This window comes from Cytobacillus sp. IB215316 (assembly GCF_033963865.1).
In the GTDB taxonomy this organism is placed as follows: Bacteria; Bacillota; Bacilli; order Bacillales; family SM2101; genus Nanhaiella; species Nanhaiella sioensis.
On sequence record NZ_JAXBMC010000007.1, the window covers coordinates 142,065 to 168,325 of the forward strand.

General features: G+C 34.3%; 29 protein-coding genes. 7 read left to right on the top strand and 22 right to left on the bottom strand.

The annotated features are described in order from the left end of the window. The first annotated feature begins 374 nt into the window (after positions 1-374). The gene (locus SLH48_RS13205) at positions 375-1,025 is read left to right on the top strand and encodes a VOC family protein (RefSeq protein ID WP_320258576.1); all 651 of its coding nucleotides are present in this window, start codon (positions 375-377) and stop codon (positions 1,023-1,025) included. A 356-nt stretch (positions 1,026-1,381) separates the two neighbouring features. Here the strand turns inward: SLH48_RS13205 and SLH48_RS13210 are convergent, their stop codons facing one another. The 3 genes from SLH48_RS13210 to SLH48_RS13220 all read right to left on the bottom strand — a co-directional run bounded on the left by SLH48_RS13210 (position 1,382) and on the right by SLH48_RS13220 (position 4,071). Next, positions 1,382-1,471, bottom strand: a complete 90-nt coding sequence (locus SLH48_RS13210; RefSeq protein ID WP_250886792.1) for a putative holin-like toxin — start codon at positions 1,469-1,471, stop codon at positions 1,382-1,384. A 310-nt stretch (positions 1,472-1,781) separates the two neighbouring features. Further along, entirely contained in the window at positions 1,782-1,949 is a 168-nt protein-coding gene (locus tag SLH48_RS13215; RefSeq protein WP_320258577.1) for a hypothetical protein, read from the bottom strand. A gap of 1,537 nt (positions 1,950-3,486) precedes the next feature. Next, the gene (locus SLH48_RS13220) at positions 3,487-4,071 is read right to left on the bottom strand and encodes a hypothetical protein (RefSeq protein WP_320258578.1); all 585 of its coding nucleotides are present in this window, start codon (positions 4,069-4,071) and stop codon (positions 3,487-3,489) included. A gap of 210 nt (positions 4,072-4,281) precedes the next feature. Here SLH48_RS13220 and SLH48_RS13225 point away from each other — a divergent pair, with 210 nt between their 5' ends. Further along, on the top strand, positions 4,282-4,554 hold the full coding sequence (locus SLH48_RS13225; RefSeq protein WP_214484151.1) for a YjcQ family protein: 273 nt from the start codon (positions 4,282-4,284) through the stop codon (positions 4,552-4,554). Positions 4,555-4,751: 197 nt separating this feature from the next. Here the strand turns inward: SLH48_RS13225 and SLH48_RS13230 are convergent, their stop codons facing one another. Further along, positions 4,752-4,844 (bottom strand): putative holin-like toxin, encoded by a 93-nt coding sequence (locus SLH48_RS13230; protein ID WP_250886864.1) that lies wholly within the window; start codon positions 4,842-4,844, stop codon positions 4,752-4,754. 434 nt (positions 4,845-5,278) lie between these two features. Here SLH48_RS13230 and SLH48_RS13235 point away from each other — a divergent pair, with 434 nt between their 5' ends. After that, a complete protein-coding gene (locus SLH48_RS13235; protein ID WP_320258579.1) occupies positions 5,279-6,181 on the top strand; it encodes a glycerophosphodiester phosphodiesterase in 903 nt (300 codons plus the stop codon). 37 nt (positions 6,182-6,218) lie between these two features. Here the strand turns inward: SLH48_RS13235 and SLH48_RS13240 are convergent, their stop codons facing one another. Both SLH48_RS13240 and SLH48_RS13245 read right to left on the bottom strand, forming a co-directional pair. Next, complete coding sequence (locus SLH48_RS13240; protein WP_214484845.1) at positions 6,219-6,989, bottom strand: sporulation protein; 771 nt, start codon at positions 6,987-6,989, stop codon at positions 6,219-6,221. Between the two features lie 98 nt (positions 6,990-7,087). Continuing rightward, a complete protein-coding gene (locus tag SLH48_RS13245) occupies positions 7,088-7,261 on the bottom strand; it encodes a YozD family protein (RefSeq protein ID WP_214484846.1) in 174 nt (57 codons plus the stop codon). Positions 7,262-7,704: 443 nt separating this feature from the next. Here SLH48_RS13245 and SLH48_RS13250 point away from each other — a divergent pair, with 443 nt between their 5' ends. Then, a complete protein-coding gene (locus SLH48_RS13250; RefSeq protein ID WP_320258580.1) occupies positions 7,705-7,884 on the top strand; it encodes a hypothetical protein in 180 nt (59 codons plus the stop codon). A 5-nt stretch (positions 7,885-7,889) separates the two neighbouring features. Here the strand turns inward: SLH48_RS13250 and SLH48_RS13255 are convergent, their stop codons facing one another. Both SLH48_RS13255 and SLH48_RS13260 read right to left on the bottom strand, forming a co-directional pair. Next, positions 7,890-8,564: a hypothetical protein gene (locus SLH48_RS13255; protein ID WP_214484848.1), complete on the bottom strand. Its 675-nt coding sequence runs from the start codon at positions 8,562-8,564 to the stop codon at positions 7,890-7,892. Between the two features lie 113 nt (positions 8,565-8,677). Then, complete coding sequence (locus tag SLH48_RS13260; RefSeq protein WP_214484849.1) at positions 8,678-8,899, bottom strand: YozE family protein; 222 nt, start codon at positions 8,897-8,899, stop codon at positions 8,678-8,680. 480 nt (positions 8,900-9,379) lie between these two features. On the opposite strand from SLH48_RS13260, the gene SLH48_RS13265 reads away from it, so the two are divergent. Next, positions 9,380-10,009 (top strand): YdbC family protein, encoded by a 630-nt coding sequence (locus tag SLH48_RS13265; RefSeq protein WP_320258581.1) that lies wholly within the window; start codon positions 9,380-9,382, stop codon positions 10,007-10,009. Positions 10,010-10,297: 288 nt separating this feature from the next. Here SLH48_RS13265 and SLH48_RS13270 read toward each other — a convergent pair whose 3' ends face one another. From SLH48_RS13270 to ablB, 6 genes are all read right to left on the bottom strand, one after another. After that, positions 10,298-10,927, bottom strand: a complete 630-nt coding sequence (locus SLH48_RS13270; RefSeq protein ID WP_320258582.1) for a hypothetical protein — start codon at positions 10,925-10,927, stop codon at positions 10,298-10,300. Between the two features lie 202 nt (positions 10,928-11,129). Continuing rightward, entirely contained in the window at positions 11,130-11,441 is a 312-nt protein-coding gene (locus SLH48_RS13275; RefSeq protein WP_320258583.1) for a DUF6980 family protein, read from the bottom strand. Positions 11,442-12,104: 663 nt separating this feature from the next. Continuing rightward, entirely contained in the window at positions 12,105-12,377 is a 273-nt protein-coding gene (locus SLH48_RS13280; protein WP_214484277.1) for a YokU family protein, read from the bottom strand. A gap of 17 nt (positions 12,378-12,394) precedes the next feature. After that, positions 12,395-13,807: a lysine 2,3-aminomutase gene (gene ablA / locus SLH48_RS13285; protein WP_320258584.1), complete on the bottom strand. Its 1,413-nt coding sequence runs from the start codon at positions 13,805-13,807 to the stop codon at positions 12,395-12,397. A 220-nt stretch (positions 13,808-14,027) separates the two neighbouring features. Then, complete coding sequence (locus SLH48_RS13290) at positions 14,028-15,425, bottom strand: sigma-54 interaction domain-containing protein (protein ID WP_320258614.1); 1,398 nt, start codon at positions 15,423-15,425, stop codon at positions 14,028-14,030. 78 nt (positions 15,426-15,503) lie between these two features. Further along, positions 15,504-16,364, bottom strand: a complete 861-nt coding sequence (gene ablB, locus SLH48_RS13295) for a putative beta-lysine N-acetyltransferase (RefSeq protein ID WP_320258585.1) — start codon at positions 16,362-16,364, stop codon at positions 15,504-15,506. A 340-nt stretch (positions 16,365-16,704) separates the two neighbouring features. Between ablB and SLH48_RS13300 the strand changes: the two genes are divergently transcribed. Both SLH48_RS13300 and SLH48_RS13305 read left to right on the top strand, forming a co-directional pair. Further along, positions 16,705-16,914: an alpha/beta-type small acid-soluble spore protein gene (locus SLH48_RS13300; protein WP_320258586.1), complete on the top strand. Its 210-nt coding sequence runs from the start codon at positions 16,705-16,707 to the stop codon at positions 16,912-16,914. 12 nt (positions 16,915-16,926) lie between these two features. Then, positions 16,927-17,190, top strand: coding sequence for a DNA alkylation repair protein (locus SLH48_RS13305; protein WP_214484268.1), 264 nt, complete (start codon positions 16,927-16,929; stop codon positions 17,188-17,190). 326 nt (positions 17,191-17,516) lie between these two features. Here the strand turns inward: SLH48_RS13305 and SLH48_RS13310 are convergent, their stop codons facing one another. From SLH48_RS13310 to SLH48_RS13345, 8 genes are all read right to left on the bottom strand, one after another. After that, positions 17,517-18,116: a DUF6944 family repetitive protein gene (locus SLH48_RS13310; RefSeq protein ID WP_214484267.1), complete on the bottom strand. Its 600-nt coding sequence runs from the start codon at positions 18,114-18,116 to the stop codon at positions 17,517-17,519. Positions 18,117-18,317: 201 nt separating this feature from the next. Continuing rightward, entirely contained in the window at positions 18,318-19,742 is a 1,425-nt protein-coding gene (locus tag SLH48_RS13315) for an aldehyde dehydrogenase family protein (RefSeq protein ID WP_320258587.1), read from the bottom strand. A 27-nt stretch (positions 19,743-19,769) separates the two neighbouring features. After that, entirely contained in the window at positions 19,770-21,050 is a 1,281-nt protein-coding gene (locus SLH48_RS13320; protein ID WP_320258588.1) for a peptidase, read from the bottom strand. A 25-nt stretch (positions 21,051-21,075) separates the two neighbouring features. Then, a complete protein-coding gene (locus SLH48_RS13325; RefSeq protein WP_320258589.1) occupies positions 21,076-21,738 on the bottom strand; it encodes a 3-oxoacid CoA-transferase subunit B in 663 nt (220 codons plus the stop codon). Beyond that, complete coding sequence (locus SLH48_RS13330; protein WP_320258590.1) at positions 21,723-22,424, bottom strand: CoA transferase subunit A; 702 nt, start codon at positions 22,422-22,424, stop codon at positions 21,723-21,725. Before SLH48_RS13330 ends, SLH48_RS13325 begins: the two co-directional genes overlap by 16 nt. 29 nt (positions 22,425-22,453) lie before the next feature. Continuing rightward, entirely contained in the window at positions 22,454-23,800 is a 1,347-nt protein-coding gene (locus SLH48_RS13335; protein WP_320258591.1) for an aspartate aminotransferase family protein, read from the bottom strand. Between the two features lie 740 nt (positions 23,801-24,540). Then, complete coding sequence (locus SLH48_RS13340) at positions 24,541-25,443, bottom strand: NAD(P)/FAD-dependent oxidoreductase (protein WP_320258592.1); 903 nt, start codon at positions 25,441-25,443, stop codon at positions 24,541-24,543. A 154-nt stretch (positions 25,444-25,597) separates the two neighbouring features. Then, positions 25,598-25,735, bottom strand: coding sequence for a hypothetical protein (locus SLH48_RS13345; protein WP_214484260.1), 138 nt, complete (start codon positions 25,733-25,735; stop codon positions 25,598-25,600). Between the last annotated feature and the right edge of the window lie 526 nt (positions 25,736-26,261).

Below are 26,261 nucleotides of genomic sequence, written 5' to 3' on the forward strand. Positions count from 1 at the left end.
TCTACATATAAAGACCTTTACCGCTAGATAAAGGTCTTGCTAACAACGTTATGTCGCCAACAAAGCCGAGAGTATCAAACTCCGTAATGACGACTTTGCTGTAAAAGCTACTCCCCTTTAGGAGAAACATTAAGTTAATTTACCTATATCATAAAATAAACGATATGTCTTTGTCAATTAGTATTTTCATATTTTATGTGACAGCATATGTGATGTGGGCTTATTTTCTATTAACAAATTATTCACTACCTCATACGAAAGTTGTAGTAATACTCAACCATCTGCCTAATGCTCTGTTTAATAAAGTTTATTACAATAAACTCAACAACAAATTATATAAAGATTTTTTTAAAAAAACAAAGGAGAGATTAAAAATGAAGATTATTGAGTTATCTATGAAAACATATAACTTAGAAAAAATGAAGCAATTTTATACAGATGTTCTGCAAATGACATTAATTGAAGAAAACGACAGGATGTTTTCTGTAATGGCTGGAAAGACCCGGCTAAACTTTGAACATGATTCACAACTTCCATTCTATCATCTTTGTTTTCGTACAAACGATCTATATTTCGAACATATATATAAAACGTTGTCAAAGAGGGATGTGTTATTACCAGATGAGTCAGGAGAAACCTCTTTATTTTGGGAAGGACAACAAGCATATTTTTATGATCCTGATGGGAATATTTTAGAAGTGCTTGTGAGACCGTTTAATGATAATGAAGAGGAACCATTCGGCTGGTTTGACGTTGGAGAAATCGGCATGCCTTCCAGTTCAGTCAGACAAATGCAAGAAGTTTTGATCCCTCATATTATCGACAAAATGTATGGAATTGGTGATAATTTTGCATTTTACGGTGATGAATTTGGTGTTTTTGTTTTAGTGAATGAAGGAAGACATTGGTATCCAACTGAACGCCCAGCAACGATCCATCCACTAGATATTACTATACACGGTGAGAGGTTTCTTCATTTCAAACATTCAAACCTCCCTTATACAATCACAGTTAAACCTAATTAATTATTGAAAACAGTTGGTTAATTTAGCATTGTTGTCCCAAATCCTTCACCTAACCGAGCTGTGTTTGATTTAACCTTATTACAAGACCACTCTGTAAAGATGGTAAAATGCATATTTGCTATAGCAGGTTGGACTAACATATATAACGTAACTAAAATAGACTGAGGCCTATGTAAATTGTACATTTTCCAACAATTATGATATTCTAATCATAGACAAGCAGTAACTGCATACAATAAGAAAGACCGCAAGTGTCGCAAGCACTCACGGTCTGTACAATAGACGATTCTCTAGAGAGTCGGCTTTAATAGTCTAAATAGACCACCAACCGCTCTGGCTAAAGCGTTAAGGGTGGTCTATTTGTTGTCATCTTTGTTGAACGACAGTACTGAAATAATCAGCCCGCAAAATGCAATTGCCAACATCAATGCTTCAAATACCGTCATACGCCTCACCCCCTTTCATGGGGAATGAAGCCGACCACCCTTAGAAATTCGCTATTGTATTCCAATTATACCATAGTTGCCCATATTATTGTAAGTTGGTCCCACCTTGCATGTTTATGTATAATCTCAAAAGCATCTAGAACTAATTGCCTTACTAATCAATGAGTCAAAAAAATGATTTATTTGACCTATCACATTAATACAAGCTTAAAATTACATGCTTACACAACATAGAGTACACCCTTTATTAGCACTCTCCCCTCTCTGGTTGGTACATTACTCCTTTCGTGAACGTACGGGCGGCGGACTACTAATTACTGGGTGTGCACTCTTTGTTCGCATCTATTTCTGGTTGGTTGACATTTAGGTTTCCAATTCCAATATTAATAATGTTTGTTCTTCTCACTACTATTAACAACAGTAATGGAAAAAAGAAAAATCCCGCTAACACTAAAAAATCTGTTCTATGATACTTCATGTCATCTCTCCCTATTGAGTTTACTGTCAAAAAGCTTTTTTCTACTAATTTTTAACTTTTTCAATCTGCTATAAGCCATAACTTAACTGAATTAAACTAGCTTCAACACATAAAATCAAGCTATCTCCACTCAATTTGAGTCAGCCTACCAGAACTGATAAGTTGACCCATTCTTTGTATTGCAACTCCAAGGTTCTTGATAGCTTAAAACGTTGTTAGTACTTCCTCTATGATGAACTTTTTTTACTTCTCCTCTTGAGCTTTAATGGTACTTTATATAATTCAGCTCCTGAAGGTTATTGATGTAATAAATCTCCAATAAGAATGTAACGAATAGTTGTTGTAGTTTAGATTCCTTAAAATATTCCAACTGCACTTACATCTGATATACATGATAGTCGATCGGACAGTAGTAACCTAATTTCTCACTTTGATCTGTAAAGATGATCCGTTGTCCATAATGCAGCATAGAAAAATTGTGTATCTCAGTTATTTTATCCTATGGCAAATCCTCTTTTATATACTTCATTTCTTCAACTGCTTGTTTCTTCATTATAAAAGACATCACCTTTCATTATTGGATATACAATCCCAATTCGACAAGAAAGGTGATTTTCCTACTATTTATATTAGAAGATTTATATACAACAAATATGTAAGAAATTCGGGAAATAAAGAAATGGCATAACTCTTATTAAGTTAATTAGATTTGTATACCATATTATTCCACATACAAACATCGTCAAAGAAAGAGCCCACCCATAAAGGAGTGAGCACAATATCGTTGTATTAATTCTTCAGCTAAATAGAGACATGACTTTCTGATTCAGGAATTGGTGTATCATTTTGTCGGATGCCAAGGATGACAAATTCAACAGACTCACCAGATTGTAACATTACCTGTGTAGAAAAGGACAATCGTTATCATCATCATCATTGAGATTGATGAACATGTCTCCACTTGCTGGATTTCTTTCTATTGCAGCACCACCAAATACTCTTGGCATTATAGTTTATGATGTCACCAACTGCTGCAACTCTATGGGGTCATTATTTGATAAGAAAGTGTAATTCCCGCCATCTAGTTTGAATTACAGATAAATTGAAAAACTGAAATCGTGGAGCATCTATAACACTTGTTATTATAACGTCATAAGTTGTAGAAAATTCTTCCACATTAAAACTAGTACACTGCTTAACAGTGTTAACTAACATAGTTATCCCTGGTGGACCATGTCTTCCCTGTGATCCTTGTTTCCCTGGTGGCCCTTATGGCCCTTAAAGTGGTGGTGGAACTACTCTATATTTACAATCTTTTTCTTTTCTATCATTATTTTTACTATATTGTATAGTTATTTGCTATAACAGGTTGGACTAATCATCTATAATGTGTCAATAATGTACGATTGTCTATGTTATCCACTAGTTCCTCTTGCTTCTATTTTGCAACCTAGATTTAAACATCATATTCACAGTTCTTCAAAAAAATCATACATGCAAAAGACACTCTGGTAATTGGAGAGTACCCGTGTGTTACTTATGTGTACCTGATTATCGTTAGATATGGTCTAAAATAAGTTGGTGTTAAATTAGGAACTTCATTGATAAGGTCGGATACCTGTATAGTAATAGGTTCTCCCATCATCCCGTTATAAAGAAAAGTTTTAGATATTGGTATACCTAGATCAGAGGCGTTGTCAGGTGTATTGTCTATAATTGTACTAGATTCATCAAACAAGCTTGTTCCATTATAGATTTTAAATCCAAGTAGTTGCCCATCTCTCCCAATATCAGAATTACCGCCTTCTACTAGACAAATCATACCGTATGTGATTTGATAAAAGCCATTAGCAGGAAGAATGATTGCGTTGGGATTATTAGCATCATTATTTATAAAGCCACCCGTACATGGTTGATTTGAATCAGTAAGCAGCACTGTTTGTGTTATATTATTTACTGAAATAGGCGTAGCGGATGTGTTAAAAAGACCGCAAATACCTAGTGCACTACCAGGTGTTCCTGGATTACCCATTGGTCCTTGTGGTCCTTGTTTCCCTGGTGGTCCTTGAGGACCTTGAGGTGGTGGTGGAACTATTCTACATGCACAATTTTTATCATTCATTAGAAATTTTCACCTTCTAAAATTGTATTTATTTTATATGTATGGATTTTTGCTGTAGAAGGCTGGGCTATCATAATAACGTGACAAAAATGTACTTAAGTCTATGTTAATACTCCATATTTTCCAATAACAACTATAAAATATACCAGCCTTGAATAATGTTAATAACATCAATCAAACTTTGCTATATTTATTTTGGGAGGGATATTGATGCGTCTTATTTATAGTATTTTAAGGGAAATACATCAATCAAATTTACCTAAGGCACAAGATTACAATATGAAGTATTATGAATTTAGAAAAGTAATCCACTACATTAAAGAGCATAATTACATAAAGGGCGAAATTATTACTTTTACCGATATATTTTTAGGTGGAGCAAAACTTACTGAGGAAGGATTAGATTTTTTAGCTAATAATAAACGTTATGAAGATGAATACCCTTCAAAAAAGGATATCCCTTTTTGGGTTAGGAAAGAATAGAGAAAGTATAGGAAGATTCCTAGGTTGTACATTTTCCAACAAATATGATATTCTAATCATAGACTAGCAGTAACTGCATACAATAAGAAAGACCGCAAGTGCTCGCAACACTCACGGTCCTACAATAGACGATTCTTCAGAGGATCGGCTGATATATCTAAAAAGATAGACCGCAACCCTATTCCGTTAAGGGCGGTCTATTTTTTATGTTGAAATGAAAGAATCGCTACGACTAATGTTGCAAAAGCAATCATGAGCATTATCCCTTCAAATGTAGTCAACATAGGCATCACCTCCCTTCGCAAGGAGTATGAAGCCGACCACCCTTTAGCTACCGAACTATTGTATTCCAATTATACCATAGTTACCCATATTATCGTATGTTGGTCTCATCTAGCTTGTCTATTTAACATAATAAAAGTTCCAATTATTCATCTGAACAACTGAAACTAATGGACTCAACAATTATTGTGCTTTCAAGGTTTATTATCTCCTTTAGCTGTATATATTACTCCATATTAGACGACTTATGCGTAGCACGGTTCTGAAATAACGTGATTTATAAATAGAATTATTAAGTTGGAAAATATCGGAAAAGCGGTCACAACCATCAAAGTTATTAGACGACTGTTAACAGAATTAGTAAAAATATGCCTAAGCATGTTTACATGTTCGTTTAAGCTTGCATATAATAATGTAATTTTATTATGGGAAGGAGGACGTGATGTATAAGCTAATGTTGATGTTGTTCAGTATTTATTTTTTTCTTTCCTCGGCATTTGTCTATGGGCAAATGTTAATAAATGATTCTATCATATTTATAGCCCACCGGGGAGCATCCGCTTATGCACCAGAAAATACTTTTGCAGCATTCGATAAGGCAGTTAAAATGGATGCTGATTATATAGAAGTTGATGTACAAATGACAAAAGACTCGCATTTAGTCATTATTCACGATCTAACGGTTGACAGAACGACGAATGGAACTGGTTATGTAAAAAACTTAACACTAATAGAATTACAGCAGTTGGATGCAGGTAGTTGGTTTCATACAAAATATGCAAATGAACAAATACCTACATTATCAGATGTTATAGAACAATATAGCCGACATATTGGCATTATGATTGAAATTAAAAACCCTTCACATTATCCAGGTATAGAAGAAAAAATAGTGCAAGTACTTCAAAAATACCAAAGCGAACAAAACTTGCTGCAGCATATTAAAGTACAATCATTTAACGAAGCCTCTATGGTGAAATTCCATTCACTGCTCCCTTCAATTTCTTCCGGAATCATTATTGATAAATCAACCTCACCTTATCAAATCCTACAATATTCAGGTATATTTGATTTCATATCAGTTCATAAGTATTTTGTAACAGACGTACTAATAAAAACAGCCCATTCTATTGATGTCAGCATTTTTGCTTGGACGATTGATCGTTCTGAAACTGCAAACAGGCTTGCTATAAACGAACCTATTGACGGAATCATAAGTAATAAACTAATGACTAAGAATGATATGACTAATAAGCAATTAATACTATACGAAAATTTTTGTGTTATGCCATCAGGGAACTTAAATGAACAGCTTATTTCACAAGAAGAAAAGTCAAAAGGTTGAGCTTTCAGTCAACCTCTTGACTTTCTTATCATTTTATTTAGCAATATCTCTCGATTAGTTCTTTCATTTTTTGTGTAAGATAATCCATATCATTAGTTGTAACTGTAAAACGGATGATGGATTCGTCCATTTCCAACGCTTCTGCTAAAAAGCCACCCAGACCTCTCGCTCGACGGTCTACTTCCATAAGTACTTCAACACTGTCATGTGATTGAGGGAAGAATACTAACTCCAACTCATCTAACTTACCTCTAAATGGTCCACTCGTAGGAAAAAACTCAAACTCTTGAATAAATGGCAAACGCCCTTTCATACTATACGGAGCTTGTTCACTTTCAACTTCACGCAGACGAAAACCAAGTTCGTTAATTGAGTTAAAAATAGCAGTTGTTAAAGGCATCGGCTCTACTAAAATGTAATCCTTGTCACTAGGATCAACAGCATTTTTAATGTCTAATCCTGTTTGAATCCATACTTTTGTTTTACCCATTGTAACAGGAGTGTCAATAGGTAGCTCAAATGAGAAGGGGATTTCTTTTGCTTCCCCAGCCTTTATTGTAAAAGGTTCATTAATTTTAAACTTTCCAATATCAACTTGTCTATTAACCTTTGTATCATTAACTTCTTTAATATAAGTTGTTTTGACAGACAAATAGATTGAATCGATGTCCTGATCAACATTACCACCAGTTAGTTCAACAATACCTTTTACTTCTTCACCAGCTACTAATCGGTCATTATACAGCTTTGTATCAACTGTTGTCGAACCAATTCCAATACTTGCAAACATTTTATTAAAAAATGACATATTCATATCCTCCCATTTTCGCAAATATATTGACTAATCCTATTATACTATAAACACCATGTTCAAATAGGAAGTATTTTCAATAATTTTTTGCAGTCTTAGTCGGTATCAAATTCCTCGTCAATGATGTTCTTCTTCAGTAAATATTCAAAAGTGATATCTGCTATATCTAAGAGATCTTCTGCGTGTGGAATATGTCCTCTCTTTAGTAATTCATTAAAGAAAAACTCAGCAATTTCTTCTGTATCAATCACTACATTGATTTCACTCATTACATTTACCGCCTCCTTTTTTACAGGTTTATGTGTGAAATTTTTACGATATACCAAAAGATTCAAATCATGACACGAACACTATTTTTTGCAAAGGGTTTATTCGCATTATTTGTTACTTTTTAAAATTGGATGTTTCCTACTAAAAAACCTTGGCAGCTTTCTTCTAACGATAACTGTTGATTAAAACAACATCCTTATCTTCTATTTAGGGACTATAGGAAAAAAGCTTATGAAAAGAGCGTTATAAGTGGGGCTAAATACGAATATGACTAACGTTCGGGGCATTTTTTTCTCTAAACACTATAAGAATCATATCATACACATCAGTTATTCAAATGTTGGTGGAAAAGTTAATGAAAAGAATCTTTGTAAAACATGTATATTATGTAATGACATTACATATCGTGTAATAAAAGTTAAGTTTTTTAGGAGGGCTATGTATGTATGCAAAGCAAGTAACTTATGTAAAGCCTCATGCGGAAAGTGAGGAGATAAATGTTGTAAGTGGACAAGCTTTTGACAGTTTATTAGAAAAGGTTACTAATGGGATGTTTGCATGCATCAAATATGTTGGTTTGCCTTACTTGATCTACATCTTAATTAAATTTTTTCAATTATAAAATTATTATCTACTTAAATAAAGTGATAGTTTTTCTAAATGATAGAAAATAATATCCATTATTTTTTTATATTCCTCATCCTGAAATGTTTCATATAGGCGTTTGTAGTCGTTATAAATATCTAAATAGTAGTCAATCAGTTGTAAATATTTTTTTTTAATATACGTACGACTTTGATCAGATTCTTCTACATAAGAAGGTGAAAAATGATCTAATTCCTTATGTTTTAAATATTTTAACGTTACATGTTTTTTTGTTAATACCTCACTACTATCTTTATCAGATAATAAAACTAGCTCTTCTTCACTGACTTCAAGCCACTCCCCCTCATTAATGCTTACGAGTTCATAAATAATATCAACAGCAACCTCAGCTTGATAATGCCATATTTCTGTTCTAATTCCTATTACTTTGAATAAGGTGTTTCCATATTCTAACACCTTCACAATATCACCAAAATAAAATTTATAATCGATTTCCATTTTTTCAATTTCAACATTATTTTCATAATCAGCTAATAACTGAATCGCATTTTGGACATATAACTGATCACTGTAATTTACTTCATATAAAATTAACCCATCTATCATGGTGACATTTGTAATCATCCCAACAGTACCATATTTGGAAATGACAACTACATCACCGACTTTAAATTGTGGTTTTTTTTCATTCTTCAAATGTATTAACCCCCTTGCTGTAAGCTACATTCTAATACATTATTATATGCAGCTAGATCAGAAGAGGGATAAATCAATTTAACTTCATGACAGGATATTTTAACGTTATATTTCTAATGTTCCTCATGAGCTCTATATAGCTCCCAAGCTGTATCAAATATTGACATACTGGCTAAGTACGAACCATTCATTTCTAAATACGTGCTAATTTCATTATAATCAAAAGAATTTTTAGGAAAGCCATGATCTTGGTAAGCATTGTTTGCAAAGCCCCCGATATCAGTCTTTGCTTTAGGTTCCCTATATGTCATAAGATAATGATAAAATGATTTCAAAGCTACTACCTCTCAATCTCATATACATGATATTAATTGTGTTCATTGTGTTTATATTAACTTTTTATATAACTATGGGTCAATTATTTTACTTGTCTCGTGGTACTTTGTTTTACTAACATGCAGTGGGCTTTTATCATGATCTAAGAGGAACACAAACTTTTCTAACAGAGTTCTGCAATCCCTTCGTAGCTGAATTTTCATAAACCTAGTATCAGAAAGAAATCAAAAAATAAACACGAACAACTAGATAACTATTTTTTACAGTAATTATTTTTCCCCCAGCTCCAACGTGCAACATAGGAGCTACTATTACCTCAATTAGATCATACATATGTTGTACTCACACGCAAGTGTCTACATCAAAAGTCGTATATAAATTACTTCATCTTATTGATGTAATTATTGTAAAAGTAGTACAAGATTGAAGGAGTATACAGTCCTTGGTAAATTTTTTTAAATCTGTAATGAGGTGATAGGATGTTAATTAAATGGATCGTTTGTAATGTGCCATTACATAAGAGAAGACAGTTTTCAATTGCACAAGAACATTGGAGATCACTCCAAAATATAGATGGTTTTCTAGGCCAAATTGGAGGATGGGATATAAATACACCTACTAAAGCATGTATTATCGCTTTTTGGAAGGATCATTCCTCATATAAGTTATTCATGAAGAATAAGCATGATGAAATCATAGAAGGTAATGATCAAATGAACGAATATGATAGTACTAAAGTTGAAATTTTTGAAAACAATTTAAAAGTAATGAATTTTAATATAAGTGAGGTTATACAAAAAGCAACATTTTTAAACGTCGAAAAAGGCACCTGTACAAAAGAGTGGCAAAACGATTTTGAAAAGAGTCAAAATTCATTATGTGATACAAAAATGAATGAAAATAAAGATATGCTAGGATGGATGTTTAGTAATAATCAGCGTTCATACTTAATAGCTTCATTATGGAACAATATAGAAGTCGATCATACATATACAAAACAATCATTAACCAAAGTAAATGAACAATTAACAATAAGGAAAAATTCACGCCAAATGAAAGAAAATTTAGTACAGTTGGATAGAAGTTGGTTAGTAAGTTGTAATATATAAGCACACATAAAAAACAAGGACGTCATGTTAATGAAAACTTATATTATATATTGTTAACGGGATACATAACATCATAGAATTGTATCCCAACTTATAATATAAGTTTTTAATCATTATACAGATCCAAATTACATAATGCTAACGTCTATGGAATTGAATGTACTATTTTTTGTTAGAAAGAGTATCATCATTTATTTTAAGTAGCTAACTTTTTTACATACCTCTACTAAAAAAACGTTTATATTTTTTAAAAGCTTTATATGGTGGAAGATTGACCGTTTCATCAGGTTAGTAGCATACCCTATCATGATACGGCATCTCTAACATTTGCCATTTAAAATCTTCTTCTGTACATTTTATAAAAAAATCATATCCTTCATCATCAGAAGGAAATAGAGTTAATCTTGCCTCTTCGTAATTTAACGCAGTATCAATGGCATCTCGTAGCTCGGTTAAAGCAGCACGATTAGCAATTAAAAACGCATTTCCATGCCACGATTGCTGCCCATATATATGACACGTAGGCATAGATTCATCCTCCTCATAAAAAAGATTGTTATATACTTTTTCAAGCTGATGTAGAATTTCTTTTGGTTTAGTAACATCTAGATAGGTGTCCATGCCCCATTCCGAATCCCTTTGTCCACCACCCCAAAACTGTGAGATAAACTCATCATAAAGAGCATTATTTTGAACAAATAAATACCTTTCTGACCTATCATCTAAATCTCCGATGAAATAATAGCAGTGAATTTGCATTTCTTCTTTTTTATACAAATAATGATATAAGGTTTCTGCTATTTTTTCTGTTTTACATATTTTAAATTTAAATTTTTTCGCCCTTTTCGGCTTTAGTAAACCATTGACAAAGGGTGTCTTTGGAATATAGATGGCTGTAAACAAATCAGTATTTGACACGACTAAAAACACCTCTGTTAAATTTATTGTCTCATCCTACTTTGTCTTTATTATTATGATGACCATGCTTGTAAGATTATTGCAAATAATCATGAAGGTTTACGCCCGCATTATGAAAAATTTTATGAGTAGATATTTAATTATGGTCGTGAACTAATAGACCAGTTGTTAAAATAAGGAATTGTCAATATATTTAAAACTCTTATTCTTTGATTTTATACCACTTTTCTGTCAAGAACTCATCAGGAATCCTCTGTTCTGTTGGGTCATCAAATACTAATTTATAAAGTGTTTCAAACCATAAATCCCTTTTCGATTCCGGAAGTTTGTTCCCACACCATGGACAGTAATAAATTGTTAAAACAGAGGTACCTCCATCATGAATGATTAACCCATACTCATCTAAGTTCTCTGTATAGTGTATTAGACTATCGGGACAATCAAAAATATTAGGATGTTGTTTACATTTGAAATTAACGTAGTGTGTCATTGTTTCACAGCAATGTTGCTCCATTCTTATGCCTCCAAACTATAAGTAATACAATCCATTTTAAGTGATCAAATATTATTTAAATTTAAGGTACTAATAAAACAATTAGTGCAATTGATACAACTAGACTAAATAATACTGATAATGTTTTTATCCAACATTTATCTTTCATTGGTATAAGCTTACCTCTCCTTATATTAATAATTATGTTATTTGACAGGTCTTATAAACGGTTCAATGCTATTCAATTAAAAAATAGGATAGTATTATCAATAATTGCATTTGTTTTTACAGCTTCTTTTTTGGCTTTATTGGATAATATAATGTTTGAAATTACGGGAAAGATGCTATTCTTTTAGAAAAACTAAACTGCCTAACAATGGTCATTTTTTTATAAATACAGAATGCAGTAGAGCTGCTGTAATTAATGAGTTCATTCATTTTTCTTTATAGAGATTTGAATTTATATTATTAAAAATGTTCTTGACACTTTTACGAAAAAGGAAACCATCTTAAGTAACAATTTTCGAACGGTATATAAATTTTGTAAAAAAATAAAAAAACTCTGCTTCTAATAAAGTCAGAAGCAGAGATATTTCAAACATTCAAAGACGTCATAATTGAGCATGCAGATATATCAATGATTTACTTACTACTTGTAGCAAGCATGTTTATGACATGTTTATATTAAAACTTGAAGTAATTCTTCTTTAATAAACGTGGTATTGCTAACAGCTCCTCATAAGTAATTGACTGTTGAATTTGCTCAGTATTGATTAACAACAGTTGCTCTTCTATTGTATCTACTATTGCTTCTTCTTGATATTCGATACCACACGTTAAACATGTAATGCATGGTACAGCATTAATCTGTATAGCCTTCGTACCATCTGGTAATTCCCAATAAACAGTATTTTGTTCGTGTTTTATTTTATCCGATTCACACCATTGACAACCGATTTGATTAACCATTTGTATCAAGCCTCTTTTGTTGATTCGTTATTTTTTTCTAATTTTTGTATTTGTGATTGATATTTTTTTTCTTTTAATACATCTCGTTTTTCTCTTTTATCTTTTAATGAACTATGATCAGGGTTTTGGTCATAGTCTTGACGTCGGTTTAGTCTTGATACCCCTTCAGGAATAAGGTTAAATTGTTCCTCATTCATTAAACCCGCTATCCCAATTGATGATTTCTTCTCATCCATAGACGGATAAATTTCTTTAAAATACCCATCGGCTCTACCCGCTACATAGTTTTCTGGCTCAGGGTATGTCGTAATAACACCTTCAAAATTACGTAACACAACTTTGTCTGCACTTTGGGAGATCAAATAATTAGGTTGAACAGCAATTTTACCTCCTCCACCAGGTGCATCAACTACGAAAGTCGGTACCGCATATCCTGATGTGTGCCCTCGTAATCCTTCTATAATTTCTATACCTTTTGAAACAGGTGCCCTAAAATGGCTTATTCCTTCTGAGAGATCACACTGATAAATATAGTAAGGACGCACACGTATTTTAACTAAATCATGCATGAGCTTCTTCATAATCGGAACACTATCATTGATACCAGCTAAAATTACAGATTGATTCCCTAAAGGAACACCAGCATTTGCAAGCATTTCACATGCTCTTTTTGATTCTTCTGTAATCTCTATTGATGTATTAAAATGAGTATTTAACCAAATTGGATGGTATTTTTTTAAAATATTGCACAAGTTTTCAGTAATCCTTTGTGGAAACACGACAGGAGCCCTTGTTCCTATACGGATAATTTCTACATGTGGGATGTCTCTTAAGTTTTTTAGAATATATTCTAAAATATTGTCATTGATTAAAAGTCCGTCTCCTCCAGATATTAAAACATCACGAACTTCTTTTGTATCCCTAATATATGCAATTGCAGCATCGAGCTGTTTTTTCGGTACGCCCATACCAATTTGACCTGAGAAACGACGTCTCGTGCAATATCTACAATACATTGAGCATTGATTTGTTACGAGAAACAATACGCGGTCAGGATACCGGTGTGTTAAGCCTGGCACAGGAGAATCTTCATCTTCATACAATGGGTCTTCTAGATCGTATTGTGTTTTATAGATTTCGTTTGCAACTGGAACAGATTGCATTCTTATAGGACAACGTGGATCATCAGGATTCATTAATGAAGCATAATATGGTGTTATATTTAACGGAATAGTTTTCGTCGATATTCTAACTCCTTCTTCTTCTTCAGGGGTTAGGTTAATAACCTTCCTTAAATCATCTAACGTTCGAATGGTATTCGTAAGCTGCCAAATCCAGTCGTTCCATTCCTCCTCAGATGTATCCTTCCATAATTCTATATCTTTCCAATGTCTAGAAGGTTTATATAAATCAAACATTTACAATCTCCTCTTTTCACATTTTTACATTTACCTTGCAACTTTCATGCCAATGAATACTAGTAGTATCGTAACGATAGTATGAAGACGTGCAAACAATACGTTTCATATTACTTCATATGCAACGGATAGGAGAGAAAAATTCATAATAATTCGATGTAGTATTTTCTGCTTTTTTAGCTACGACAAACAAAAAACTGCCAATATTTTGGCAGTTATCCTAAAGGTTAAACTTTTTCATTTTATATTGAAGTGTTTGTCTAGGGATTTGTAGCATCTTCGCTGCTTGTTGAATATTACCTTGGGCTGTTTGTATTGCTGATTCAATCATCGTTTTTTCAGTTTGGCTTAGCACTTCTCTTAGCGGCTTAATTGTCTGATGTCGTTCAATTAGCACTTCATTGTTTTTTTTCACACTGGAAATGATGTTATGTGGAAGATGCTCTAATGTTAATTCTTTTCCGTCAAGTAAGGTCATCGCATACTCAACGGTATGCTTTAATTCCCTTATGTTCCCGGGCCATGAATAATTGTTAATATATTCATAAACCTCTTCGTTTATATGTATTGCCCCCATTACAGAAGATTGATTATAACTAGCTACAAAATACTTAAGCAGAAATGTTATATCATCTTTCCTTGCTCTCAAGGGAGGTATTTCTAGAGATAAGACGTTTAAGCGATAATACAAGTCAGGTCTAAGTTGGTTGTTTTTTAAACAATTAGCAGGAGTTTCATTCAATGCTACGATAACCCTCACATCTACTTGATATGCAAACTCACTCCCTACTCGTCTAACTAGGCCATCCTCTAGTACACGTAAAAGTTTAGCTTGAAGTTCTAGAGGCATTGAGTTTATTTCATCTAAGAAAAGCGTACCTCCATGTGCGATTTCGAATAAACCAGGACGATCAACAGCACCTGTGTAGCTTCCTTTTACAGTTCCAAATAACAAGCCCTCTAGTAAATTTTCTGGTAAAGCTGCACAGTTTTGCACGATAAAAGCCCCTGATTTACGTATAGACTCATTGTGAATAGCATGTACAAGCAATTCCTTTCCGCTACCAGTCTCTCCGTATACGAGTACTGTAGAAGCGTTCTTAGCTATTTTTTTTGCCTGCTCCTTCACATGCTCAACAGCTTTATTTACAGTTAAAATATCTCCAAACGTGTATTTTGCCCCATTTATCTTCTTAGGTTTTTTTGTAGTAATATTCAGCTTAGACTGTAGATCCATGAGCTTCTGTGAAAGTAATTTCATTTTCGAATAATCTTTAGCGATTTCTACCGCTCCAACTATGTTATCATTTACAATAATCGGTATCGTTGTGTTGACTGTATCGATTAACTCCCCCCGAATGTTTTTATACGTTTGCGGTAAATGAAAAATAGGTTTTTTTGATGCTATGACCTTCAACAAAGTACTTGTTTTTTCTGTCAGTGATGGGAATGCATGAAGTAAGTGTTTCCCTAAAACTTCCTCTATCGACACTCCGTCATGCTTGGCTGCTATATTATTATAGAAAATGGTCACTCCATTATTGTCTACTACATGAATTGCTTCATCTATACTTCCTAATATTGCTTTAACCATTTCCTCTGTGTTTACCTGTTCGATAAACAAATGGTAGCCCCCTTCTAAAATGATGCTTAAATATCGGCAATAAGTGCCAGAATATTGGCATTATTAATATCGTTAATTACTTGATAAATCTTTCACCCACACATTCATATCTTCAAGCTTATCAAATATATAACAATTATTTTTAAGCCTTCCTGTATACGAGTAGCCTAATTGCTTTAGCACAGCATTCATACCGTATGAAAGTGCACGAGCGATTGAATAAGCACAATAAATATTGTGATTTATTAGTTCCTGTTCTAATTGTAATAGGAGGATTTTCATCAAACCAAATTTACGATGCTGTGTCAAAGTTGCGCAGTCAGTTAATTCTGCATTATTGTACTCTTGATTGATTTCTGCAGAGGCTGCGCTCACGATTTCAGCTTGATGCTCAACCACGAAGAAAATTGTTCCGTTATTTATGATCTTAGTTATGTAATTCGGATCGTTTAATGGCGTAGGATATATTTCGAAGACAGTGGCATAAAGCTTTGCTAAGTGATTAGCATCAGCATGAGTTGCTTTTCTCACTATATAACCGTCTGGTAGTTGCGGTCGAAGATCACTATCCTCTAGTTTTTGAACTGCTGTAAGTATTTTATCTTCTTCTATCCAATTATTACTTGTATATCGAGAATCGTCATAATACTTACACATACAATACGCATCACTACCATTAAACATTTTTTGAAAAACTGCCTCTAACATAAAACCATGCTGCAAAAAAATATGTAAATGCTCATTTCTCACCTTTACAATTCCTTTGGTAAAAGAATGTGTTTGTATTAATTCATTGATGACTACAAGTAATGACCCAACATCTCCTCGGTAGTCATCAATTTTTAGTCGTTTATTGAAATAATCTAATGTTACTTCTGCAGTAAAAGTCTTTTCCTTTAGTTGAATATGATCGAAGTACTTTTTAACAGCCAAAGCTTCTTCCCCCTTTATAATAAATGGTAACAAATTTACCAGTTTTTTTCACCATTTATTGTTGTAGCATACTGTTTACCAATAGGCTCTTTTTCGACAAATTTTTGTTGTTATTGTTGTAAACTAGAGTTTAAACTATTTTGAACATCGTCGGAACAGCAAAGTCCGTACTGAAAAGATTTAAATTTTTATAGCTAGAGAAAAAATTAATATTTTACTGAATGAGTTTTACATTTGTGGTCAATATATACCATAAGGAGGGATAAAATATGTCACGTTCCCGGAAAAAGCTCCTCGTTCCTGAAGCTAGGGAGGCCGTTACACATTTTAACTTAAAGTAATGGAACAGCAAGGTTATCGAACATTGACAAATGATGCTAACAGTCTTAAATATGAAATAGCAAAAGACAAAAATATACCCCTATCTCATGATTACAATGGTCACATAACATCTACTGATGCAGGTAAAATTGGTGGTCAAATAGGTGGGACGATGGTAAAAGAACTGGTTAAGATGGGGAAAAAACTATACGTCAATAACAAACAATAGGAGGTTTCATATATGCCAAGCTATAGCTGTCCATCATGTCAAGCTAGAAGCCGTTTCAATATGATAGATCAAGTTGTTACGCCTGTTAAAATTAACTTAGAGAATGGAGAAGTAGAAGAGCTGAACAACCTCGAGCCGTTTCATCTGCAATATAACGGGCCAGCAAGAAAGCTTCAATGCGCAAGCTGTGGATTAATCGAAGACGAGCAGCGATTCATAAAAATGGCAGAACATTTTCAAAATGAGCACAGCCATTCTCCTCCAACAAATTCTTAAAGACTTCATTCTACCACATACAAAGTCTGACGTTGTTTGTCAGATTTTTTTATATAAAGGCTATTTTCATGTTTTTCGAGCTAGCAAATAAACACGAATACAGCTAAATTACGTGGCATCTTTTCTTCTACTAAAGTGATGACTTTTGAGTAACACGTCAACTTTATTTTCTTGATGTTTCAAAATCGAAAATAGCCTGTTGATGCTTTGTGCTAACTTTATACGTAGATCATATATCTCGCGTTTTTATGACCGATTCATTAGCACACACTGGGATATGTGATTTTTTAACAAAATCAACATTACAAAGCTTACGAAAAACACCGTTAATTATCATTTAAGAGCTGTGTTTCTTTCGTCAGCCCTATAGCCGCTAATGAGGCTCCAATTACTTGTAGCCAGCTCCCAACTCTAGCAATTTGTTCACCTAAGTCCTCTTGCCCTTGTAAAATGTAAACAATCCCTATAGCATCTAATGCAGTTCCAAGTGTCTGAAGCCCATTGCCAATAACACCAAAGCTTTGGTACTCTGACTCCTCCATACTAGCTCCTATTGCTTCAAACGCAGCTCCTATTGATTGTACTATATTACCAAGCAAGTAGACCTGAAAACCTTCCTCTTCTTCACCTAATATATCTATCTCATTACCTACTACATTTGTTACATTCCCGCCTGCTTGCAGCCAGCTACCAATGATCAATAACGTCTCAGCCTCTTCAGCTCCACTTGCTGGTAAGTCTTGTTCTCTCCCTACAGCCTGTAATGAATTCCCCACTGCTTCTAAGCCATTTCCTATACTAATTAACTCCTCGGCTATTCCAGCTTCCTCTGGAATTTGTTCAGATTGGCCAATCGCAGCAATAACTGTACCTGCTACTTGTAACCAAGCACCTATTACTTCAAGTTGCTGACCTCGACTGACCATTCGTAACCCACCAATCTTCTTTTTGTTATGCTTATCATATTCAACAATAGAAGATTTATTTTATTGAAAAGCCTAATTTTTTAGCACATTTTTTATGAATTGTAGTATATTTGTTAGTTTTTTGGATGCTTCCGTAGAGGGTGTGAAAAGCTAATTTTCAACAATGCCTTCTAGTCCTTTGAGGGTGACTGTAAAAAAAGTTTATATTTTTCTAAAGCATACCAATTTTGTTTCTAACATTTCATCAATTGCATACTTTATTCCTTCTTTCCCGATTCCACTCTCTTTAACACCACCATAAGGCATATGGTCTACACGAAACGTTGGGATGTCGTTTATCATAACTCCTCCAACCTCCAGTTGATCAGCTGCCTTAAGGGCTAGTTGAAGATCATTCGTAAAAATCCCTGCTTGCAAGCCATACTTAGATTCATTTACTTCTATTATCCCTTCTTCCATTGAAGAAATTTTATTAATCATAACAACAGGTGCAAAGACTTCCTGACAAGAAACTTTTTCAGTTGAAGGAACATTAAGCAATACAGTCGGTTCTAACATATTATTAGCTCTTCTCTGGCCACCAATCACTAGCTGAGCCCCAGCAACAACCGCTTCGTTAATCCATTTAAGAGAGCGCTCAACATCTTGCTCGGAAATTAATGAAGAGATGTCAGTAGTATGATCTAATGGATTTCCAATTTTTAACTTCTTTGTTTCTTCTAGAAAACTCGTAACAAATTGATCATATATTTCTTCATGAATATAAATCCGTTGTAATGAAATACATACCTGACCAGCAAAGGAGAAAGAGCCATTAACACATCTCCCTATGAAGTCAGTTGAATTAACGTTCTTATCGATTAATAATGCGGAGTTCGAGCCAAGCTCCAAAGTCACCCGCTTTAAACCAGCTTGGTTTTTTATTTTTTTTCCTATCTGTGGGCTTCCAGTAAAAGTAATCGCTTTAATTCTATTGTCGGTCACTAATTTTTCTCCGATTTTTGCCCCACTTCCAGTCACTATATTGAGTGCACCTGGTGGTAGCCCACATTCCATTAATAGCTCACCTAAGTAGATAGAAGAGAGTGGTGTTTGGCTAGCCGGCTTTAATATAATTGTATTTCCAGCTGCAATTGCTGGACCGATTTTATGAGCTACTAAATTCATTGGGAAGTTAAAAGGGGTAATAGCAGCAATAATGCCAAGTGGTTGACGCAACGTATAAGCAATTCGATTCTCTCCCCCTGGAGCGGCATCCATTGGTACTGTTTCTCCATTAATCCGTTTTGCCTCTTCAGCTGCAAATGTATATGTCATTATCGTCCTGTCAACTTCAACAATAGCTGCCTTAATAGGCTTTGCTGATTCTTTAGCGATAATCGTAGCACATTCATGACGGCGACCCTTTAATAATTCAGCTAGTTTCATCAAAATTTGTGCACGTTGAAAAGCTGTTAGCTGCGCCATTGACTTAGTCGCATGATCAGCTGCATCAATTGCGAGATTTATTTCTCGTTCATTTGCAAACGCTACCTCAGCTAACTTATCACCGTTGTATGGGGCATATAGATCTCTATATTCGCTCGCTTTTACCCAATCTCCGTTAATAAGCAGGTGTTTTTTCATCATACTCCCCCCTATTTGCTACTATAACTACTCAATATTTTCTTCAATCACACCACACCATTCCAAAACTGTCAGAGCGATAATCTCAGCTGTTTGAAATATTTTGTCTAATTCAACAAACTCGTTTGGATAGTGAGCAACCTCTGTAACCCCTGGGCCAAACACAACTGTTGGTATATCGCCAACTTGTGAAAGCAGCCCACCATCAGTTCCCCAAGGTGAAGCTTCTACTATAGCCTGTTCATTCATAATTAAACGATATTTAGAGCTTAATACATTGATTAACTCATGGTCTAAGTTAAGCGTTCCAGGTACCCACCTAGCACCAAACCATTCCAAATCAACTGGGTTATGTTCAAACCAGCTATCTTGTAAAGATAGGGTTGTTAGCCAATTTTTCATTTCGGCTTGTGCTGCTTGTAATGATTCATTCGGTGCAACACCCATTCTTCCTTCTATAATCACCGTATCAGCTACTGAGGATGGCCAAGTTCCTCCTGAGATTTTACCGATATTTATTGGGATTGGGATTGGGATATTTGCATATAGAGGATCATCTATATTTTCGTTGCGTTTTTTTTCAAGTTGTTCAATATGGGTAACAACAGACATGCTTTTTTCAATCGCACTAACACCTTCATACCTAGTACCCCCATGAGCGGCTCTGCCTTTTACCATTAATCTAAACCACATAGATCCTTGTTGTTTAGGAAATATTTTCATATTTGTAGGTTCTGGAATAATTGCTGCATCTGCTTTATACCCTCTTAATAATGTAGCTAATGTTCCAGCACCGCCACTCTCTTCTTCAATGACACTTTGAAAGATCACATCCCCTTTTAATTTAATACCTAATCCCTTAATGGCATCTATGGCTAATAATAATGCAATATTTCCACCTTTCATATCAGTAGACCCTCGACCATATAATCGGCCATTTTTTACTTCCCCACTGTAAGGGTCAATATCCCACTGATTATGATCACCTTCTGGAACAACATCTATATGTCCGTTCAAAATAATCGATCGACCACCACCGCTTCCCTTCAATACAGCAACAACGTTAGGGCTATTAATGAAGTTCTTCCGTGTTGATACAAAATATGCACTAGTCGTTAATTCACTTATAGAAGGTTCCCATATATCGATCTGTAAACCTAATTCCCGACATTTTTCAATAATTACAGCTTGAGCTGACCCTTCATTTCCTTGAGTACTTTCCTCTTGAACTACTTTTTGTAACAACTGTGTCGCTTTCGTTTGATTATTACTAATCCATTCATGAATGCGCTCTTTGTGATGATGCATTTGTTAGACGCTCCTTTCTTGTCAATTATGGAATTACTTGTAGATTGTCACTTACATGTAGCAAGGCATCTGTTTTATCAATAACATCTTGAACTGAGAACGGTGCCATTAACTCGGATAATAACAAACCATCTTTCGTTACATGGATCACCGCCATATCTGTAATGATCATGTGAACACAGCTTTTTGAAGTAAGCGGTAACGAGCATTTTTCAAGTATTTTTGGTTGTCCCATTTTATCTGCATGACTCATTACGACAATAACTTTTTGTGCTTTTTGTGCTAGCTCCATCGCCCCGCCCATACCTGGTACCTTTTTACCTGGTATAATCCAATTGGCCAAATCTCCTTTTTGACTCACTTGTAACGAACCTAAAATCGTTAAATCTACATATCCACGTCTAATCATTCCAAATGCAATAGCGCTGTCGCAATAAGAAGCACCGTTTACAACCGTGACTGGATATCCTGCTGCATTGCAAAGATTCTCATCTTCATTTCCTTTTTTTGGGCTTGGACCAATTCCAAGCACTCCGTTTTCTGCATGAAACATGACATGAATATCTTGTCGAAGGTGATTTGGAACTAATGATGGTATCCCAATTCCTAAATTCACAATCATCCCATTCTTTATTTCTTCAGCAGCTCTATTAGCTATTCGATTACGTACATCTATTCCCATACCCATGACCAATTCACTCCTTTACTTTGAACAATGCTATTGACGAAAATCCCAGGTGTCACAATTTCTTCAGGGTGAATATGACCTAACGGTACAATTTCTTCAACTTCGGCAATGGTATAATTTCCTGCCATTGCGACGAGAGGGTTGGTATTTTGAGCCGTTTTGTCGTAAATTAGATTCCCGAACGAGTCACTTTTTTTAGCATATATAATAGCCACATCTGCAGTTAATGGCGATTCTAGTAAATATTCTTTTCCATCAACTGTTATTCTTTCTTTTTCATGGTTAACAGTTTCATTATCTATACCGATATCTACTAATATCCCTCCAAGACCGACTCCACCAGCTCTGATTCTTTCAACTAAAGTTCCTTGTGGTGAAAACTCAACTGTTAAGTTATCGTCTGACATTAACTTTCCTGCAACTGGATTTGATCCTATATGTGATGCAATTAGTTTACTAGCTAATCCTTCGCACACAATTTTCCCAATACCTATTTCCGGAAATCCAGCATCATTACCAATTAAGGTCAAATTTTTTGGTCTTTTCGATAAAATTTCATCAATTAACGTTGGGGGACTACCAACTCCTCCGAAACCACCGAACATTAGCGTGCTATTATCTGTTATTTGTTTTACAGCATCATATGCGGTAATAATTTTTTTAAATGAGTTCTCGATACGAGACACCACTATTTCACCTCTCAATACTAGGAATCTTACATCCCTATAATTTGCAATTCTTTTTGCACTTCTTGTAATGATATTTCAAAAAGGTTAACTAGTTCATCAATTTCTTCATTAGAAATAGTCAAAGGAGGAGCTATTAATACAGCATCACCACCAACCCCTTCAGTTCCAGCGTTGGCTGGATAAACAAGCAAACCTCTCTCCTGAGCTTTGTGCACAACAATATCTGTTACATTTACCTCTTCTTTAAATGGTAGTTTACTAAATATGTCCGAAACAAACTCAACACCAATTAACAGACCTTTCCCCCTAACATCACCGATAATTGGGTTGTTTTGACGTAGTTTATCCAATTTCTCCATCAAGCTATATCCCTTTTTTTCAGCTGATACTACTAAATTATGTTTTTCTACATAGTTAATTACTGCTAATGCTACTGCTGCTGATTGTGGATTCGCACTAAACGTATGGCCGCTCATGATTGTTTTTGATCCTTTAATAAATGGTTGCATAACATGATCGCTTACTAACGTCGATGCTATTGGTGTATAGCCCCCACTCAATCCTTTCCCTAAGGTGATAATGTCAGGTTCAACATTCCAATGGTTAATTGCAAACATTTTTCCAGTACGCCCTAAACCTGTCATTACTTCATCTGCGATAAATAAAATATTATTTCTTTCACAAATATCTTTAATCGTTTGATAATAATTCGCAGGTGGAATAAGTGCACCAGCAGCAGCTCCAATAATCGGTTCTGCAATAAAGGCTGCTATGTTCTCGGCGCCAATACGTTTTATCACTCGTTCAAGCTCTGTCGCACACATTAACTCGCACGAAGGGTATGTTGAATGATATGGACAACGATAACAATAGGGAGGTGGAATAATAGGTAAATCGTCAAGTAAAGAAATAAATCGAGCCCTCCGTTTTAAGTGACCAGACATAGATAATGCGCCTATGGTTATGCCGTGGTAACTCATCCATCTAGATAGTATTTTATTTTTTCCTTTCATATTGCGCTCCTGCCAATATTGAATGGCTATTTTCATTGCTGTTTCGGTTGCTTCTGAACCACTATTTACAAAAAACGACCAATGAAAATCACTTGATGTTAGCTCACTCATTTTTTTAGCTAGTTGTTCGGCAGGTTCATTTGTAAATTGCGAACGATAAACAAAGGAAACTTTTTTCGCTTGATCTGCCATCACGTCTATAATTTCTTGAACCCCATGACCAATACTTGCAGTAATCGCACCAGATGATCCATCTAAATATTTTTTTCCTTTAGTATCGTACAAGTAAATACCTTTACCATGACTAATAATAGGGTACTCTTTGTCTAATACAGGTTTAATTAAATGAGTTTCCTCCAAACTATAACCTCCTTTCATTAACAAAGGCTGTTTATTGCAATGTTGTTTTCCCATCGATTAGTGCTTTTCGTTTTTAGGCACAAGCACCTAAGCTGCATTTTTGGCATTTTTTCTAAGATTACATGAATTGAGCTCTCATAAAACTCAACATACTGTCCATTTTTAGTAAAAATAATAACATTGTTTACGAAAAGAGCCTTTTACAATGATTGTGATTTACCTATTAAGGAATAACCAAGTATGCAACTTTTGTTACGTATATAAGTCTTAGCTTTTCACCCTTGGAGTTTCAAAATCAGTATCCGTTGATAAATCCCTAGTTAATTTTTTTAGAGTTAGAATAGCAACTTTTCCTCTTTACACATCATATGTAAGAAAGATTCACTTTTTTCTAACTGAAAAAAATTTATTTATTATTCAACATATACGGTACAAAAATAAGTGGTTTTAGATTGGTAGATATCAGGTAATTTTGTATATTTGTGTATGATTCCTAACTTTTTTAGCTCCAGAGAAGTTTTGTGACATATGAGGATAGTTAATAATGAATATCATGAGTCTTTATTATATAAATGAGAATTAATAAGATGAGGAAGTTATTGTTGAATTAACTCGGGATGATCACCAAGTTATAATATCATCCAATCGCTTCAACAATCATTTTGTCATATAAGAGGCTAAAATAACATTTGTTCGGAGTATAGTAACTTATATTAAATAATGTTTTAATAAGATCAAATTCACCTTTCTTCAAGAATACGTTTATGGATCCAAATAGCTGCTTGGGCACCCTCCCCCATCGCTAGCGTTACTTGTTCAGAATGTATAGTGATGTCACCTGCAGCCCATATATTTTTAACACTTGTTTCTTTTGTGCGATGATTTGTGACAATATGATGATTCTCCATTCGTTCTACTCCTAGCTTGTATGCTAAGTCACTGTTCACTTTATTGCCTCCAAATCCAATAAAGCCTCGATCAGCCATAATGATTTCTCCGTTACCAAATTGAACTCCTGAAAACTGACCTTCCCCTTGTACTATAATCTCCGTAATACTTTCATTAGCTAATGTGATATGATGTTCACTTAGCTCGTTCAATAGTGATTGTTTGATAGTTTCTTTGCCATGGTTTACATAGACAATATTTTCCGACCAGTATGTAAGTGTTATCGCAAGAGATGCTCCAACATTTCCCGAACCTATAACTATAACCTTTTTATTAGTCACTTCGTATCCATCACAATCCGGACACACATAAACCGTTAACCCTAAACATGGTACAAGTTTAGGAATGTTGGGGAACCGTTCAACAATACCTGTTGCAAACAACACTCTTTTTGCTTTATATGAGTCCCCCTTTTCACCGATTAACACAAATAGCTCATCCTGCTTCCTTACATCTACTATTTTGTCTTTGATAAAACAAACTCCTAAGCCTATCGCATGCTCTTTACCTAATTGACGAAGCTTCTCTCCACTTACACCATGAGGCCAGCCCAATATATTATGGTAACACCGGCATATTGAAGACCTCCCTTGGTTATTGTCAATGACTGTAATACGATGATTATATCTACCTAGTTGGATTGCTGCTTGAAGTCCTGCTATTCCTCCTCCAATAATGAGACAATCATTTTCCACTATACTCCACGCCCTTATAACATTATTTTTTTATTTTTTTAAGAACTACAATTAACAACATATTCCTTATTAGATCCTTAATAGATAGTAAAAACGAACTCAGATGTTTCATCCTCCATCTGAGTCAAATTATTTTTCTTGAAAGCAAGCTGCCTTAAACTTGTCGACGCTTGTTCTTTCTAGATTTAAAAGGCACTTGTTTCTTACTTTCAATAACTCTTTTATTTCTCTCGTCTATTTCTGCATCATTTGCTTCATAAATTAATTTAATTTCATAATCATTGTTAAGCATAAATATACCTCCAAACAAACCAAACTCCTACCATACTTATCATGACCGAAAAGCTGTCTCAATATGCACTAGGCTAGTTTGGAGACTGTATTACACATTGTTTCAATTTTTTCACCTATGTTGCAATAAAAGCTAGTTGTTCAAAGTACGATAATATACTCAAAGTGAAAACAGTTTTATATGAGTTTTTATTTTAAAATTTGATTTATAAATGAAGTATATACGACGAAATACATACAAAACGATCACCACTCGTCTTTGTATTATGTGTAAAATGAAGATAGTTAGCATCTTGTTAACATAATGTATTTATAGTAAAGTTAGTTTTCTTTTCTAAAGTATCTAGGCTCTGTTCAATCGTTGTAAGTAAAAAAATAGACCTCTATCATCACATATAGTAGGTCTAATGCTGTAGCTATTTGTTATTGGCTGTTTTTACAATTATTTGCTGCTTTTCATAATAAGATTCCAATACGCATATTGCTAACGTTTTGAGTAATCTTTTCTTCTCTAATGATTATAAAGA

Coding starts and splice junctions, on each gene's coding strand:
- SLH48_RS13205 (WP_320258576.1), top strand. CDS start 375: ATGAAGATTATTGAGTTATCTATGAAAACATATAACTTAGAAAAAATG.
- SLH48_RS13210 (WP_250886792.1), bottom strand. CDS start 1,471: ATGACGGTATTTGAAGCATTGATGTTGGCAATTGCATTTTGCGGGCTG.
- SLH48_RS13215 (WP_320258577.1), bottom strand. CDS start 1,949: ATGAAGTATCATAGAACAGATTTTTTAGTGTTAGCGGGATTTTTCTTT.
- SLH48_RS13220 (WP_320258578.1), bottom strand. CDS start 4,071: ATGAATGATAAAAATTGTGCATGTAGAATAGTTCCACCACCACCTCAA.
- SLH48_RS13225 (WP_214484151.1), top strand. CDS start 4,282: ATGCGTCTTATTTATAGTATTTTAAGGGAAATACATCAATCAAATTTA.
- SLH48_RS13230 (WP_250886864.1), bottom strand. CDS start 4,844: ATGCCTATGTTGACTACATTTGAAGGGATAATGCTCATGATTGCTTTT.
- SLH48_RS13235 (WP_320258579.1), top strand. CDS start 5,279: ATGTATAAGCTAATGTTGATGTTGTTCAGTATTTATTTTTTTCTTTCC.
- SLH48_RS13240 (WP_214484845.1), bottom strand. CDS start 6,989: ATGTCATTTTTTAATAAAATGTTTGCAAGTATTGGAATTGGTTCGACA.
- SLH48_RS13245 (WP_214484846.1), bottom strand. CDS start 7,261: ATGAGTGAAATCAATGTAGTGATTGATACAGAAGAAATTGCTGAGTTT.
- SLH48_RS13250 (WP_320258580.1), top strand. CDS start 7,705: ATGTATGCAAAGCAAGTAACTTATGTAAAGCCTCATGCGGAAAGTGAG.
- SLH48_RS13265 (WP_320258581.1), top strand. CDS start 9,380: ATGTTAATTAAATGGATCGTTTGTAATGTGCCATTACATAAGAGAAGA.
- SLH48_RS13275 (WP_320258583.1), bottom strand. CDS start 11,441: ATGGAGCAACATTGCTGTGAAACAATGACACACTACGTTAATTTCAAA.
- ablA (WP_320258584.1), bottom strand. CDS start 13,807: ATGTTTGATTTATATAAACCTTCTAGACATTGGAAAGATATAGAATTA.
- SLH48_RS13300 (WP_320258586.1), top strand. CDS start 16,705: ATGGAACAGCAAGGTTATCGAACATTGACAAATGATGCTAACAGTCTT.
- SLH48_RS13305 (WP_214484268.1), top strand. CDS start 16,927: ATGCCAAGCTATAGCTGTCCATCATGTCAAGCTAGAAGCCGTTTCAAT.
- SLH48_RS13310 (WP_214484267.1), bottom strand. CDS start 18,116: ATGGTCAGTCGAGGTCAGCAACTTGAAGTAATAGGTGCTTGGTTACAA.
- SLH48_RS13315 (WP_320258587.1), bottom strand. CDS start 19,742: ATGAAAAAACACCTGCTTATTAACGGAGATTGGGTAAAAGCGAGCGAA.
- SLH48_RS13320 (WP_320258588.1), bottom strand. CDS start 21,050: ATGCATCATCACAAAGAGCGCATTCATGAATGGATTAGTAATAATCAA.
- SLH48_RS13325 (WP_320258589.1), bottom strand. CDS start 21,738: ATGGGTATGGGAATAGATGTACGTAATCGAATAGCTAATAGAGCTGCT.
- SLH48_RS13345 (WP_214484260.1), bottom strand. CDS start 25,735: ATGCTTAACAATGATTATGAAATTAAATTAATTTATGAAGCAAATGAT.